Origin of the sequence: Bacillus sp. LJBS06 (assembly GCF_016924995.1) — a bacterium.
Lineage (GTDB): Bacteria > Bacillota > Bacilli > Bacillales > Bacillaceae > Bacillus > Bacillus stercoris.
Genome location: NZ_CP070483.1, coordinates 282,891 through 297,572 on the forward strand (window position 1 = coordinate 282,891; position 14,682 = coordinate 297,572).

Below are 14,682 nucleotides of genomic sequence, written 5' to 3' on the forward strand. Positions count from 1 at the left end.
TTCTGCGAAATGGCTCGGTGTTTTTGTTTTTTTAAGATCATGTGAAGAAAAATAGGCCGAATGGGCGGCTTGCAAACGACAGGATATGCAGAAAACGCGTCATTCAGCCAGCTTTCGGCATGTTTCAGCGGCAGGCTTGTGAGGGAAGACCTGTTTTTGATGTTCATCGCTTACAATCGGTTCACACTTCTTCACAGTCGTTTAACAATGATTTCCTATAATGGAGACGATCAATGAGAAGAGAGGGGATCTTGAATGGCATACGACAGTCGTTTTGATGAATGGGTACAGAAACTGAAAGAGGAAAGCTTTCAAAACAATACGTTTGACCGCCGCAAATTTATTCAAGGAGCGGGGAAGATTGCAGGACTTTCTCTTGGATTAACCATTGCCCAGTCGGTTGGGGCCTTTGAAGTAAATGCTGCGCCTAAATTCTCAAGCTATCCGTTTACATTAGGGGTAGCGTCAGGTGATCCGCTTTCTGACAGTGTCGTGCTCTGGACGCGCCTGGCACCAGATCCGCTGAATGGCGGGGGAATGCCGAAGCAAGCGGTGCCTGTCAAATGGGAGGTTGCAAAGGATGAGCATTTTCGCAAAATCGTAAGAAAAGGCACTGAAATGGCTAAACCGAGTCTTGCCCATTCCGTTCATGTGGAAGCGGACGGGCTTGAGCCGAACAAAGTGTACTATTACCGTTTCAAAACCGGACATGAACTAAGCCCTGTCGGAAAAACAAAAACACTGCCTGCCCCTGGCGCCAATGTGCCGCAAATGACCTTTGCGTTTGCTTCCTGCCAGCAATATGAGCATGGATATTATACGGCCTACAAGCATATGGCGAAGGAAAAGCTTGATCTTGTCTTCCATCTCGGTGATTACATATATGAATACGGGCCAAATGAGTATGTATCAAAAACGGGCAATGTCCGCACGCACAACAGCGCGGAAATCTATACGCTGCAAGACTATCGAAACCGTCACGCCCAATACCGCTCTGATGCCAATCTTAAAGCAGCACATGCTGCGTTCCCTTGGGTTGTGACATGGGATGACCATGAAGTCGAAAACAACTATGCCAATAAAATACCGGAAAAAGGACAGTCGGTTGAAGCATTTGTGCTCCGCCGCGCGGCAGCATATCAGGCATACTATGAACATATGCCGCTCCGCATTTCATCTTTGCCGAATGGCCCGGATATGCAGCTGTACCGGCACTTTACGTACGGAAACCTGGCGTCCTTCAATGTGCTTGATACCCGCCAGTACAGGGATGACCAAGCCAATAACGACGGCAATAAGCCGCCTTCTGATGAATCGCGCAATCCGAATCGGACCCTGTTAGGAAAAGAACAGGAGCAGTGGCTCTTCAACAATTTGAGCAGCTCGACCGCTCACTGGAATGTGTTGGCGCAGCAAATTTTCTTTGCGAAATGGAATTTTGGGACAAGCGCAAGCCCGATCTACAGCATGGATTCTTGGGACGGCTATCCGGCTCAGCGCGAACGAGTTATCAATTTCATTAAAAGCAAAAATCTGAATAATGTTGTCGTACTGACAGGTGATGTACACGCAAGTTGGGCATCGAATTTGCATGTCGATTTCGAGAAGACAAGTTCAAAAATATTCGGAGCCGAATTTGTCGGAACCTCGATCACTTCCGGAGGAAACGGCGCAGATAAGCGGGCGGATACAGACCAAATTCTAAAAGAAAATCCGCACATCAAGTTCTTTAACGACTATCGCGGATATGTCCGATGTACAGTGACGCCTCACCAGTGGAAAGCCGACTATCGGGTGATGCCGTTTGTAACCGAGCCGGGCGCAGCCATTTCCACGCGGGCTTCATTCGTTTACCAGAAAGACCAAACTGGGTTGAGAAAGGTATCATCTACAACAATCCAAGGCGGGGTGAAGCAATCCGATGAGGTCGAAGAGGATCGTTTCTTTGCGCACAACAAAGCCCACGAGAAACAAATGATTAAGAAGCGTGCAAAAATCACGAATTAAGGAGTGAAAATTATGTTTTCAAACATTGGAATACCGGGCTTGATTCTGATCTTCGTCATCGCCCTCATTATTTTTGGCCCTTCCAAGCTGCCGGAAATCGGACGAGCCGCCGGACGGACATTGCTGGAATTTAAAAGTGCCACAAAATCACTTGTGTCTGGTGATGAAAAAGAAGAGAAATCAGCTGAGCTGACAGCGGTGAAGCAGGACAAAAACGCGGGCTGAGTGCTGAGGAGGCAGACACCGGGTCTGCCTCTTTTTTTTATGAAAGGGAGGGCTTTTTTGAATGGATAAAAAAGAAACCCATCTGATCGGGCATTTAGAAGAGCTTCGCCGCCGGATGATCATAACCCTCGCGGCATTTCTTCTATTTCTCATCACGGCTTTTTTATTTGTACAGGACATTTATGACTGGCTGATCAGGGATTTGGACGGAAAGCTGGCTGTGCTTGGTCCGAGTGAAATTCTTTGGGTGTATATGATGCTTTCCGGTATTTGTGCCATTGCGGCTTCTATCCCTGTTGCCGCGTACCAGCTGTGGCGTTTCGTTGCCCCGGCGCTGACGAAAACGGAGCGCAAGGTGACGCTCATGTACATACCAGGTTTATTTGCGTTGTTTTTGGCGGGCATCTCCTTCGGATACTTTGTCTTGTTTCCAATCGTGCTCAGCTTTTTGACTCATTTATCCTCGGGCCATTTTGAAACGATGTTTACGGCTGACCGCTACTTCAGGTTTATGGTGAATTTGAGCCTGCCGTTCGGCTTCTTGTTTGAGATGCCCTTGGTGGTGATGTTTTTAACAAGACTGGGCATCTTAAATCCCTACAGACTAGCCAAAGCGAGAAAGCTGTCCTATTTTCTGCTGATCGTTGTGTCCATATTGATTACACCGCCGGATTTCATTTCTGATTTTCTCGTGATGATCCCGCTTCTTGTCCTGTTTGAAGTAAGTGTCACCCTATCAGCGTTTGTCTACAAAAAGAGGCTTAGGGACGAAACGGCGGCCGCTTAGTGCAGCGCACCGCCTGGTGACTTCACATCCTCATCATATTGTACGGCCGTAACAGCGGCGATTCTCAATGCCCGGACAATCGTGTCGAGGCTGAGGCTCGGCGCTGTTTTGTCTGTTGTTTGCTCCGGAATGTAAGGAATATGAATAAACCCTCCGCGAATGTGCGGAGCTGTCCGGCTAATGTGATCCATTAATCCGTAGAACAAATAGTTGCATACAAAGGTTCCCGCTGTATACGAAACAGCGGCCGGAATGCCGTTTCCCTTCATTTTTTCAGTCATTCGTTTCACGGGAAGTCCCGTCCAGTAAGCGGCGGGCCCGTCTGGAGAAATCTCCTCATCAATTGGCTGCTGTCCTTCGTTATCGGGGATTCGCGCATCTGCAAGGTTGATCGCCACTCGTTCCGGTGTGACCTGCATCCGCCCTCCGGCTTGGCCGATACAAATCACGATATCTGGCTGATGTTTTTGAATGGCTTGGCGCAGAGTGTCCAGAGCGGATCTAAAGACGGTTGGAATTTGTTCCGCTGTAATGATGGCTTCATCCGTCTCGAAACCATTAAGACGTTTTGCCGCTTCCCATGATGGATTGACGGTTTCTTTGTCAAAAGGGTCAAAGCCTGTGATCAGCACTTTTTTTCTCATCTACTCATCTCCTTTTTCTTTTATTCTATTGTTTATTTATGGGTTTTTCATCAAAATAATGTAAAGGAGTGAATCATAATGGCACATTTGCCGGAGCAGTATCGCCAGTTATTCCCAACCTTGCAGACACATATGATGCTTGCCAGCTGTTCTCAGAGCGCGTTGGCAGAGCCTGTATCAAGGGCGATCCAGGATTATCATGACAGCCTGCTGCATAGGGGGACGAACTGGAAAGAAGCGATTGAAAAAACAGAGAGTGCGAGAAACGAGTTTGCTAAGCTAATCGGGGCTGAACCGGATGAAGTGGCGATTGTGCCGTCAGTTTCTGATGCGCTAGTTTCCGTAGCGGCCCTATCTGTTTTTAGAAAGAAACATGTTGTGTATACGGAGATGGATTTTCCGGCAGTGTCTCATGTCTGGCAGGCACAATGCGACTATCACATATCTGTCATTCCATCAATAGACGGTGTGATGCCGCTCGAACAGTATGAAACGCATATTTCAGAAGAAACAGTGCTGACGTGTGTTCCTCACGTTCATTATCGTGACGGCTATGTTCAGGATATAAAAGCGATCGCCGAGATTTCTCAGAGAAAAGGCTCTCTATTATTTGTGGATGCTTATCAATCAGCGGGACACATTCCCATTGATGTGAAGGAGTGGGGCGTAGATATACTGGCAGCAGGCACCCGGAAGTATTTGCTCGGCATACCGGGTGTGGCGTTTCTTTATGTGAGAAAGGAGCTGGCTGACGCACTGAAGCCGAAAGCATCAGCTTGGTTCGGCAGAGAGAACGGATTTGATGGGGCTTATGCAAAAGACGCGCGTCGTTTTCAAACAGGCACCCCAGCTTTTATCAGCATATACGCAGCTGCAGCGGCTTTGTCGCTGTTGAATCATATCGGGGTTTCTTATATCCGGAATCATGTAAAAACGATCTGTGCCGATGCTTGTCATTATGCTGCTGCAAAAGGCCTGCAGCTGGCGTCAGCACAAGGCGGGGTTCAGCCGGGCATGGTTGCGATCCGGGATGAGCGGGCATCGGAAACGGCGGAATTGCTGAAGAAGAAAAAAGTGATTTGCGCGCCGCGGGACGAAGTCATCCGTCTCGCTCCCCACTTTTATAATACGAAGGAGGACATGCGGCACGCGATTGATGAAATCGCGGCGAAAATGATTGATAAGTAAACATAGAAAAGCCCCTGAACACTAGGTCAGGGGCTTTTCATATTAATGATCTACTTTAACGCGCTTCATAAAGAATGCGCCAACTAAACCGATAATGGCAACAATCATCGCAAACACAAACGCGTGCTGCACACCCGCTGTCAAAGCTTGCGGGATGACTGCCGGATCGGCAGGGTTTTTAACGGTGCTCATATAATCATGCTGGCCTGCAGCCATAATGCTGACCGCAACCGCTGTTCCGATAGCGCCCGCCATTTGCTGCAGTGTATTCATAATGGCGGTGCCGTCTGGATAAAACTCGCGCGGCAATTGGTTTAAACCATTTGTCTGCGCAGGCATCATGATCATAGAAATCCCGATCATCAAGCAGGTGTGCAGGATGATAATCAGCACAGCCGTTGATGTGGTTGTGACATTTGAGAAGAACCAAAGAACAACAGTGACAATCACAAATCCAGGAATGACAAGCCATTTCGGCCCGTATTTATCGAACAAGCGGCCTGTAACAGGGGACATAAATCCATTTAAAATACCGCCTGGCAAGAGAACAAGACCAGATGCAAATGCCGTCAGGACTAAGCCGCCTTGCAGGTACATCGGCAGAAGCAGCATAGATGACAGAATGACCATCATGCAAATGAACACCATGACCACACCCAAAATAAACATCGGGTATTTGAACGCACGGAGGTTCATCATCGGCTGCTTCATTGTCAGCTGGCGGATTGAAAATAGGATAAGGCCGACAACGCCGACAATCAGCGACACGATAACAGTCGGGCTGGACCATCCCCCGGAGCCTTCACCCGCGTTGCTGAATCCGAACACAATGCCGCCGAAGCCAATCGTCGACAGGATGATAGACAATACATCGATTTTCGGCTTTGTCGTTTCAGATACATTCTGCATATATGCGATACCGAAAACAAGCGCCAGCACAAGGAACGGAAGAGAGATCCAGAAAATCCAATGCCAGTTGAGGTGCTCCAGAACCAATCCTGAAAAAGTTGGGCCGATGGCGGGCGCGAACATAATGACAAGCCCGATCGTTCCCATTGCGGCGCCCCGTTTATGAGGCGGGAAAATCACCAAGATTGTGTTAAACATCAGCGGCAGTAAAAGACCGGTTCCAAGTGCCTGAACGATCCTTGCCGCTAATAAAAACGGGAAGCTCGGCGCAAGCGCCGCAATGAATGTGCCTAAAATTGAAAAGATAAGTGACACGGTAAAAAGCTGTCTTGTTGTGAACCACTGCAACAGCAGTCCAGAAACAGGAACCAGGATACCGAGGACAAGCAGGTAGCCCGTCGTTAACCATTGAACGGTTGCCGCTGTAATGTTCAATTCCTTCATAAGGTCGGTTAACGCAATATTCAGCGCTGTTTCACTGAACATGCCGATAAAACCGGCCAACAGCAAGGAAATCATAATCGGCATCACTTTGTATTGCTGAGATGCTTTAGCTGTTGTTTCCAAAATCATTTCCCCTCTCTATCAACTGCATGTAGGATGTCGTTTTTTATCTCTTCAGCAGGTCAGGAATGCAGCTGGAGATATGAAGGAGCGGCGTACTGTTTTTTGCCGTCAAAGATAAAAGAATGCCGCCTTCAATCATCGCGTTAACTACAGTGCTGGCTTCTTTTGCATGGCTCTCGCTGCAGCCAGCCTGCCGCAGTTTTTCCTCATATACAGAGGCCCATTCTTTGTAGGCTTCATGGCAGGCTTCACGCAATGGTTCGCTTTTCAATGACGTCTCAGCCGCTAGCAAGCCCACAGGCAAGCCTTCAATGTCTTCCGTACATGAAAACTGGCAGGAGAGCTCCTTCAAAAAGGCTTGAATGCCTTCCGCTGGATCGGTGTAGGCTTCCATACAGTCGGCGATTTTCTGGCGGATATACTCCTTCATCTCATTCACGGCTTCGATCGCAAGCTGTTCTTTACCGCCGGGAAAGTGGTAATAAAGAGAGCCTTTAGGTGCGCCGCTTTCCTTTATAATCTGGTTCAGCCCCGTGCCGTAATACCCTTGCAGCTGAAAAAGCCGGGTAGCTGCCGAAAGGATTTTCTCACGGGAATCTCCATAACTCATAACATTCCCACCTTACTGAATTCAATCAAAAATATAGTGACTGGTCTATTATCTTGATTCGTTCATCAATTGTCAAGAGAAATTCATTGTATGAAAAGGCAAAAAAAGAAGTATATTACAACAAAAAAGTGAGAGAAAAGCTGACTGGACTTTTGACTGAATAGATAAAATATTCAATGATTAATCATCATAAGGATGTAAGGAGAGAAAGAGATGAAAAAACAACGACTGCTTGTACTTTTTACCGCACTACTGTTTGTTTTTGCCGGATGTTCACATTCTCCTGAAACAAAAGAATCCCCGAAAGAAAAAACGCAGACACAAAAAGTCTCTTCGGCGTCCGCCTCTGACAAAAAGGACCTGCCAAACGTTACAATTTTAGCGACAGGAGGCACGATTGCAGGAGCCGATCAATCGAAAACCTCAACAACTGAATATAAAGCAGGTGTTGTCGGCGTTGAATCATTGATCGAGGCAGTCCCGGAAATGAAGGACATCGCGAACGTCAGCGGCGAGCAGATTGTCAACGTCGGCAGCACAAACATTGATAATAAAATATTGCTGAAGCTGGCGAAACGAATCAACAACTTGCTCGCTTCAGATGATGTAGACGGAATCGTCGTGACCCATGGAACTGACACGCTGGAAGAAACAGCTTATTTTTTGAACCTCACTGTGAAAAGCGATAAACCGGTTGTTGTCGTCGGTTCGATGAGGCCATCCACAGCGATTAGCGCCGACGGGCCGTCTAATCTGTACAATGCAGTGAAAGTGGCAGGCACACCTGAGGCAAAAGGAAAAGGTGCGCTCGTCGTTCTTAACGACCGGATTGCTTCAGCACGGTATGTCACCAAAACAAACACAACCACAACAGATACATTTAAATCAGATGAAATGGGCTTTGTCGGAACAATTGCCGATGATATTTATTTTAATAATGAAATAACCCGCAAGCATACGAAGGATACGGATTTTTCGGTTTCTAATCTTGATGAGCTGCCGCAAGTAGACATTATCTATGGATACCAAAATGACGGAAGCTACCTGTTTGACGCAGCTGTAAAAGCCGCAGCAAAAGGGATTGTGTTTGCTGGTTCTGGGAACGGGTCTTTATCTGACTCAGCCGAAAAAGGAGCTGGCAGTGCAGTCAAAAAAGGCGTCACTGTGGTGCGTTCAAGCCGTACGGGAAATGGTGTCGTAACGCCAAACAAAGACTATGAGGAAAAGAACCTCCTGGCATCGAACTCTTTAAACCCCCAAAAAGCGCGGATATTGCTGATGCTTGCGCTTACCAAAACCAACGATCCTAAAAAGATCCAAGCTTATTTCAATAAGTATTGAAGAGAAAAGAAGGCGAATAAGCCTTCTTTTTTTGTTTTTTAGGACCAATAATGACCTCTGAATCTTAAAATTTCTTTAAAAATAAGCCAAAATTACCCTTTACTTAATTAATTTGGTAACGTAATATATTTGGAGAATTTGTTACAAAAAAAGGAGGATATTATGAAATTTGTAAAAAGTAAGTTCGTTGCAGTTGTAACAATTTTGATGCTGGCTGTTACATCGCTGTTTGCGTTGCAGCCGTCAGCAAAAGCCGCTGAACATAACCCAGTTGTTATGGTTCACGGTATTGGAGGAGCATCATTCAATTTTGCTGGAATTAAGAGCTATCTCGTATCTCAAGGCTGGTCACGGGACAAGCTGTATGCGGTTGATTTTTGGGACAAGACAGGCACGAATTATAACAATGGCCCGGTATTATCACGATTTGTGCAAAAGGTGTTAGATGAAACGGGTGCGAAAAAAGTGGATATTGTCGCTCACAGCATGGGGGGCGCGAACACACTTTACTACATAAAAAATCTGGACGGCGGAAATAAAGTTGCAAACGTCGTGACGCTTGGCGGCGCGAACCGTTTGACGACAGGCAAGGCGCTTCCGGGAACAGATCCAAATCAAAAGATTTTATACACATCTATTTACAGCAGTGCCGATATGATTGTCATGAATTACTTATCAAGATTAGATGGTGCCAAAAACGTTCAAATTCATGGCGTGGGACACATCGGTTTATTGATGAACAGCCAAGTCAACAGCCTGATCAAAGAAGGGCTGAACGGCGGAGGCCAGAATACGAACTAATGAAAAACAAAACCTTGAAGAATGCTATTCTTCAAGGTTATTCTGCTTTCAGCACAATGGTTTTTGCAGCCATATCATGAACGGTTTGTTTTTTCTTCGTAAATGCGGCAGTCAAATAGATCAGGCGGGAGAACACGTGCACCCACGCTATGATGTAGCGGACAATTGCCTGTAGGAGAGAAATTTTCTCGTGTGTTTCATCTCTTACGATTTGCAGTCCGATGATTTTTTTGCCCAGTGTCCCTTTCCACTTTGTCAGCGGCATCAGCAACGGGTACACAATCAGCATCAATATAGCGACTATAATGACACCGGCGGACCCGTCGCCAAACGTAAATCCGGCTGCCAAAATCACTGCTGCGGCAATGACCACATCAAGTACAAGAGCGCAGGCACGCAGCATAAAACCAGCTAGTTCCAATAGAAACACTCCTTAAAATGTTAAATAAATACCTAATGATTGTAAAAAAGAAGGGTCTAAAGTGGGAATAGGTGATAAGTCTTAAATCACAAAATTTGATGAAATTGTCATAGGTAAATTGGCATGATCAACCAGCTTATCCTATTACCAAATTCTTTTTTAGCCCGAAACCAAGCCCTCAGAAGTTATTTTTGTTAAAATAGAAAAGTTACAACAGAATTCGGAGGGTTTATTGTGGGAAAAGTGAAACGAAATGCCCCTTGCCCGTGCGGCAGCGGCAAGAAATATAAAAAATGCTGCGGAAGTAAAGTAGTCGACTTCCCGGCAGAGTTAGCGGCAAAAGAAGCAAAACAAATTCAGGAAGACTTAGTGGAGTATGCCTTCACAGTACATAGAGAAAGCATTTCAGGCTTTATCAACCAGCATGATTTTCTTTCTGCTATGGACAGACAGACGAAAGACATCAGCGTATTTAACTTGGGTATCTGGGGAATCTTCTTCCATCCGCTTGCCGGTGAGAAGACAATCTTCGAAGAGTACCTGCAGAAAAAAGGCGATTCGATCACTCGTCCGAAAACGCGTGAGATCGTTGAATCATGGAACAGCATGACGCCAGCTTTATTGTTGCTGAAGGATCTGAAAGAAGGCATCATTCACTTTGAAGATGTCATTACGGCAAAACAATTCGAAGTGGAAATGGACGCCAGCAATCAAGACCTTCCTCCAGTGGGAAGCCTGATTCTTGGATATCCAATCCATGAAGCCGAAAAAGCAGAATTCTTCATGCAGTTCACGATCTTCCCGGTGAAGAGAACAGAAGCGCTGATCAGCAAGGTGAAGAAATATGCGGATGCCGCTGTGAAGAACGGCAAAACGCCGGAGGACTTCATGAAGCAGGAATTCAACAGCGTTCTGTTCGCGCTGTTAGCTGAAAAGGATGAAGAGCCGCAAGCAGAAAAAGCGGAGGAAAGCTCTGTTGAGTGGGCAAACGACTTGGAGAAAGAAACCGCTGCGGCTATCGAAGAAGGCATGAGCGGGGATGAGTATCCGACTGAGTTGATTCCGGCTGTTATTGAGATTTGGAAAACATTCTGTGAGAAAAAATCACCTGTCATCAGAAAGCCGGAAGCTTTTGCGGCGGCAGTTGAATATTATGTGAACGCGATTTCTCTTAACGGCGCGTCCGTTTCCCAGGCTAAACTGGCGAAAAAATACGGCGTCAGCGCATCAACCATTTCCAGCCGTTACAAAGAAATTGAAAGCACGCTGCAGGATGAGGCGGATCGCTTTGCCCAAGCGTTATCCTCATAATGAAAAAAACCTTGAAAAGCCAGGCTTTTCAAGGTTTTTTTATTTCTGAAACGGAATTTTGATTTCTAACCGGAAGACGGGGTGGCGGTAGGTAAAATCCAGCCTGCCAAAAGCGCTCTTCACCAGTTTTTGAATGATATATGTGCCCATGCCTTCATGAGCACCGCCTTTTGTTGAGCGGCCAAACGATTGATACAGAGTATCGAGCACCGTAGGGTCCATGCCGGGGGTGCTGTTTTCACAAATCAGTACATAAAGCCCGCTTCGCAGCGAAGTTTCCAGCTTAATCTCCGCTTTTTCTCGGGCCTCCGCCGCGCTGTCGAGCGCATTTTCCAATATGTTGCCGACCAAGCTGACCTGATCAGCAGCTGAAAATGGAAGTGAAGAAAGCGGTGTATGCATATGAAGTGAAACACTCACATTTGAGGCGGTGGCTTTTTCTAGAAAATCATAAAGCACCCCTGCAACGTACGCATTCTCTCCCTTCAAAAAACGGTCATATTGACTGTATTGATCCGTCCAGTTTTGAATATATGCTTGTGTATCTGCCTTGGGCTGAGCTGATTTGATTGCTGTGATATGTTTCATTGTGTCATGATTCCGGCTTCTGACATCGATCAGCATTTGATTGGCGTGCTGTTCAGCTTGTGTCAGCTTATCAATTTGATCAGAAAGCCTTGCTTGCAGGGCAGACTGTCCGATACGGAGCCCTTCACACCCTGCAAATATCACGATCGCAAATAATGCCGGCATTATGTCAGAGCTGAACGGCACTACCGCCGCTGCCATCGCTTGAATCACCGCAATCCACGCACAAAGCTGGAAGGAACAGCGGTCCCACACCAGCTTCGTTTTCCATAGGTACAATCCTGCTGCCGCCGCACCTAAAGCAGCGGCGAGCCAAGAGCCGGCTGTACTGTGCCAAAGAGCAGCAGCCCCCTGATAACATATGAAACTAAATAAAATCAGATAAAGACCTTTAAAAAGGGTAACCACGTACTAAACTCCTCAAAAATAGTAGTTTTGAAAATAATCAAGCTGCTGCTTGGTGATCATCGCTTTTTTAGACGTTCCCTCAAAGGAAACCGTGAATGAATGCTTGGTATAAGCGGAAAAGTGCTTTATGTAATGAATGTTGATAATAAAGGAACGATGCGAACGGAGAAAATCCTTTTCGGGCAGGTCGCCTTTAATATCATTTAATGTTTGATACGTTTGCACCTCTTCAGCGGTTGTCACAATCGTCGTGGAACGACCCGTCCGTTCTGCGAAAATGATATCCTTCTTTTGCAGGACGTGCATTTCAGATTTTTGCTTGATCAATATACGCCCATTCAAACTCGTTTCCGTTTTCTTTTTCAAATAACGGTCGAAGGAAGCGGCCAGACGGTCAGCATAGTAAGGCTTCATAATATAATCGTGGACGTTCAGGTCAAAGGCGTGAACCGCATAACCGCTGTGGCCGGTAACAAAAATCACATCAACATCAAGTGAATGGGATCTGATCAAATCAGCAAGCTCGTAGCCAGACATATGAGGCATCTCGATATCGGCAAGCAGCAGATCAATGTCTTCATTCTTTACCCGGCTGTAGGCTTCCTCCGCTGAATCGGTGGAAAAGACAATTTCGACATTTTGCATTCTGGATACGATCGCTTCCAGCTTCTCTAAATCTACTCGATAATCATCGACAAGTCCGACTTTTACCATTATCATTCTCCTAGTTACATAGAATCATCTTTATTCTATCCCATTTCGCGACATAAAAAGAACTCTTCGCGACAACTTTATCCAACAAATCCAGCATTTCGTATATAGTCATTATTAGAAAAAAGAAAAGGGAGATTATGACATGATTACACTGACCGATTGCAGCCGCAGGTTTCAGGATAAGAAAAAAGTAGTCAAAGCGGTGCGAGATGTAAGCTTAACAATTCAAAAAGGAGAAGTCGTCGGCATTCTCGGAGAAAATGGTGCGGGCAAAACGACGATGCTGAGAATGATTGCTGCCCTGCTTGAACCGTCACAAGGGGCAATCACGGTAGACGGCTTTGACACGGTCAAGCAGCCGGCTGAGGTCAAAAAAAGAATCGGTGTCTTATTCGGAGGAGAAACCGGGCTTTACGACAGGATGACCGCTAAAGAAAATCTCCAATACTTCGGCAGGCTGTATGGGCTGAACCGCCACGAGATCAAAGCAAGAATAGAAGATTTATCGAAACGGTTCGGCATGCGCGATTATATGAACCGCAGAGTGGGCGGGTTTTCGAAAGGCATGAGGCAGAAGGTCGCCATTGCCAGAGCGCTGATTCACGATCCGGACATCATTTTATTTGATGAACCGACTACAGGGCTTGATATTACATCCAGCAATATCTTTCGCGAATTCATCCAGCAGCTGAAAAGAGAACAGAAAACCATTCTTTTTTCCAGCCACATTATGGAGGAAGTGCAGGCGCTCTGTGACAGTGTCATCATGATTCACAGCGGAGAGGTGATTTACCGGGGGGCGCTTGAATCACTATACGAGAGCGAGCGCAGTGAGGATTTGAATTACATCTTTATGTCTAAGCTTGTCAGGGGGATTTCTTAAATGCTGAGCCATATTTATAAAAAAGAAATGATCGATGCTTTGCGCGACAGAAAAACAATATTACTCACAATCTTAGTCCCGATGATTATGATGCTTGGGCTTGTATTCTTTTATGAAAGCATGCTGTCCGACAAAGAGGAGCAATACACGCTGGCTGTCGGCCATTCTCTGCCGCCCGCACTGGAAAGTAAGCTTCATGCGATTGACGAGATCAGCGTAAAAACGTTTGCTGAGCCTAAAGAAGCGGTTGATGAAGGAAAAGCAGATGCCTATCTGAACGTCCCGAAAGAGTTCGACTCATATGTCAACAGCATGACGCCATTTAAGATTGATGTTTACGGCAATTCAGTCGATCAAGGGTCGTCAAATGCGATGCAGCTTGTGCAATCTGCCTTAGATCAGTATAAAAATGAAATTGTGCAGGAACGTTTAACAAATAAGCGCATTGATCAATCGGTTATCCAGCCATTTACGATTCAGCAAAAGGAAGCGGATGAGGAGAAAGGGGTTTCCGCTATTATGCTTTCCGCCATCCTGCCCATGCTGATTCTGACTTCCATTGTTTCCGGCGCAATGCCGATCGCTCTTGATATCATGGCCGGGGAAAAGGACCGGAAATCAATTGAGGCGCTGTTATTGACGCCAGTCAGCAGAAACAAAATGCTGGTCGGCAAGTGGCTTGCGGTTTCTACTTTTGGCGTTGCTTCAGGTGTATTTGCTTTGGTGTTTTTGATTTTGTCCACCGTCTTATTTACTGAGAATTTAAAAACGGCCCTCCAGCTGGGAGATCATATGTGGAGTGTAATCGGCGCTTCAGCCTTAATCATCGTGCTTTCTGCATTGCTGATCTCTGCGATGGAGCTTTTCATCAGCATCATTTCGAGCTCGGTAAAGGAAGCGCAAAGCTATATGTCTCTCGTCGTCTTTCTGCCTGTGTTCCCGATGTTTTTCATCTTCAGCAAGGCACCGAATCAATTTGATTTATCGTACTTTCTTATCCCGTTTCTGAACCTGCATGCGTTATTCAAACAGCTTTTATTCGGGATGGTTGACCCGGCTGCCATTTGGTGCACGTCAGGAACCATCGCCGTGCTCATCGCCATTTTCTTTTTACTGGCCAGAGCCTGCTTCCTGAAAGACAAATGGGTTCTTCCGAAATAAACTTTGCAAAAGGAGAAATACACTTTCTCCTTTTTGTATATCCTGAAAAAAGAAGGAAAATAGAAAAAGGATATCTAATACAAAAAGTGAACCTGCACTATTTTTCATCAAAATTGG

Annotated in this window: 16 protein-coding genes; 10 read left to right on the plus strand and 6 right to left on the minus strand. The window is 46.1% G+C overall.

The features are described from left to right. The first annotated feature begins 60 nt into the window (after positions 1 to 60). The 4 genes from JQX68_RS01550 (at position 61) to tatC (ending at position 3,019) form a co-directional block, all read left to right on the plus strand. Positions 61 to 237, plus strand: coding sequence for a hypothetical protein (locus tag JQX68_RS01550; protein ID WP_069148895.1), 177 nt, complete (start codon positions 61 to 63; stop codon positions 235 to 237). A gap of 18 nt (positions 238 to 255) precedes the next feature. Next, positions 256 to 2,007 carry an alkaline phosphatase PhoD gene (gene phoD / locus JQX68_RS01555; RefSeq protein WP_040084278.1) on the plus strand — a complete coding sequence of 584 codons (1,752 nt, stop codon included), beginning with the start codon at positions 256 to 258 and terminating at the stop codon, positions 2,005 to 2,007. Positions 2,008 to 2,019: 12 nt separating this feature from the next. Next, positions 2,020 to 2,232: a sec-independent protein translocase protein TatAD gene (tatAD, locus tag JQX68_RS01560; protein ID WP_003223835.1), complete on the plus strand. Its 213-nt coding sequence runs from the start codon at positions 2,020 to 2,022 to the stop codon at positions 2,230 to 2,232. A 61-nt stretch (positions 2,233 to 2,293) separates the two neighbouring features. Next, positions 2,294 to 3,019 carry a twin-arginine translocase subunit TatC gene (tatC, locus tag JQX68_RS01565; protein WP_205440471.1) on the plus strand — a complete coding sequence of 242 codons (726 nt, stop codon included), beginning with the start codon at positions 2,294 to 2,296 and terminating at the stop codon, positions 3,017 to 3,019. On the opposite strand, the gene pcp is transcribed toward tatC, so the two are convergent. Continuing rightward, on the minus strand, positions 3,016 to 3,663 hold the full coding sequence (gene pcp, locus JQX68_RS01570; protein WP_205440472.1) for a pyroglutamyl-peptidase I: 648 nt from the start codon (positions 3,661 to 3,663) through the stop codon (positions 3,016 to 3,018). The two genes, tatC and pcp, sit on opposite strands and share 4 nt — an antisense overlap. 78 nt (positions 3,664 to 3,741) lie before the next feature. Here pcp and JQX68_RS01575 point away from each other — a divergent pair, with 78 nt between their 5' ends. Beyond that, positions 3,742 to 4,851, plus strand: coding sequence for an aminotransferase class V-fold PLP-dependent enzyme (locus tag JQX68_RS01575; protein ID WP_205440473.1), 1,110 nt, complete (start codon positions 3,742 to 3,744; stop codon positions 4,849 to 4,851). 42 nt (positions 4,852 to 4,893) lie between these two features. On the opposite strand, the gene lmr(B) is transcribed toward JQX68_RS01575, so the two are convergent. Both lmr(B) and lmrA read right to left on the minus strand, forming a co-directional pair. Beyond that, positions 4,894 to 6,333 carry a lincomycin efflux MFS transporter Lmr(B) gene (gene lmr(B), locus JQX68_RS01580; protein WP_041521240.1) on the minus strand — a complete coding sequence of 480 codons (1,440 nt, stop codon included), beginning with the start codon at positions 6,331 to 6,333 and terminating at the stop codon, positions 4,894 to 4,896. A 37-nt stretch (positions 6,334 to 6,370) separates the two neighbouring features. Next, positions 6,371 to 6,937, minus strand: coding sequence for a transcriptional regulator LmrA (gene lmrA / locus JQX68_RS01585; protein ID WP_014662655.1), 567 nt, complete (start codon positions 6,935 to 6,937; stop codon positions 6,371 to 6,373). Between the two features lie 213 nt (positions 6,938 to 7,150). Between lmrA and ansZ the strand changes: the two genes are divergently transcribed. Next, entirely contained in the window at positions 7,151 to 8,278 is a 1,128-nt protein-coding gene (gene ansZ / locus JQX68_RS01590) for an asparaginase AnsZ (protein WP_205440474.1), read from the plus strand. Between the two features lie 162 nt (positions 8,279 to 8,440). Further along, on the plus strand, positions 8,441 to 9,079 hold the full coding sequence (gene estA / locus JQX68_RS01595; protein WP_205440475.1) for a lipase EstA: 639 nt from the start codon (positions 8,441 to 8,443) through the stop codon (positions 9,077 to 9,079). A gap of 37 nt (positions 9,080 to 9,116) precedes the next feature. Here estA and JQX68_RS01600 read toward each other — a convergent pair whose 3' ends face one another. Further along, complete coding sequence (locus JQX68_RS01600; protein ID WP_014662658.1) at positions 9,117 to 9,500, minus strand: RDD family protein; 384 nt, start codon at positions 9,498 to 9,500, stop codon at positions 9,117 to 9,119. A gap of 234 nt (positions 9,501 to 9,734) precedes the next feature. Between JQX68_RS01600 and JQX68_RS01605 the strand changes: the two genes are divergently transcribed. Then, complete coding sequence (locus JQX68_RS01605) at positions 9,735 to 10,811, plus strand: helix-turn-helix domain-containing protein (protein WP_014662659.1); 1,077 nt, start codon at positions 9,735 to 9,737, stop codon at positions 10,809 to 10,811. A 39-nt stretch (positions 10,812 to 10,850) separates the two neighbouring features. On the opposite strand, the gene natK is transcribed toward JQX68_RS01605, so the two are convergent. Further along, the gene (gene natK, locus JQX68_RS01610; RefSeq protein ID WP_014662660.1) at positions 10,851 to 11,807 is read right to left on the minus strand and encodes a two-component system sensor histidine kinase NatK; all 957 of its coding nucleotides are present in this window, start codon (positions 11,805 to 11,807) and stop codon (positions 10,851 to 10,853) included. 12 nt (positions 11,808 to 11,819) lie between these two features. Beyond that, positions 11,820 to 12,521, minus strand: coding sequence for a two-component system response regulator NatR (gene natR, locus JQX68_RS01615; RefSeq protein ID WP_014662661.1), 702 nt, complete (start codon positions 12,519 to 12,521; stop codon positions 11,820 to 11,822). A 142-nt stretch (positions 12,522 to 12,663) separates the two neighbouring features. On the opposite strand from natR, the gene natA reads away from it, so the two are divergent. Further along, on the plus strand, positions 12,664 to 13,404 hold the full coding sequence (gene natA / locus JQX68_RS01620; protein WP_014662662.1) for a sodium ABC transporter ATP-binding protein NatA: 741 nt from the start codon (positions 12,664 to 12,666) through the stop codon (positions 13,402 to 13,404). Next, positions 13,405 to 14,565: a sodium ABC transporter permease NatB gene (gene natB / locus JQX68_RS01625; RefSeq protein ID WP_014662663.1), complete on the plus strand. Its 1,161-nt coding sequence runs from the start codon at positions 13,405 to 13,407 to the stop codon at positions 14,563 to 14,565. Positions 14,566 to 14,682 lie beyond the last annotated feature (117 nt).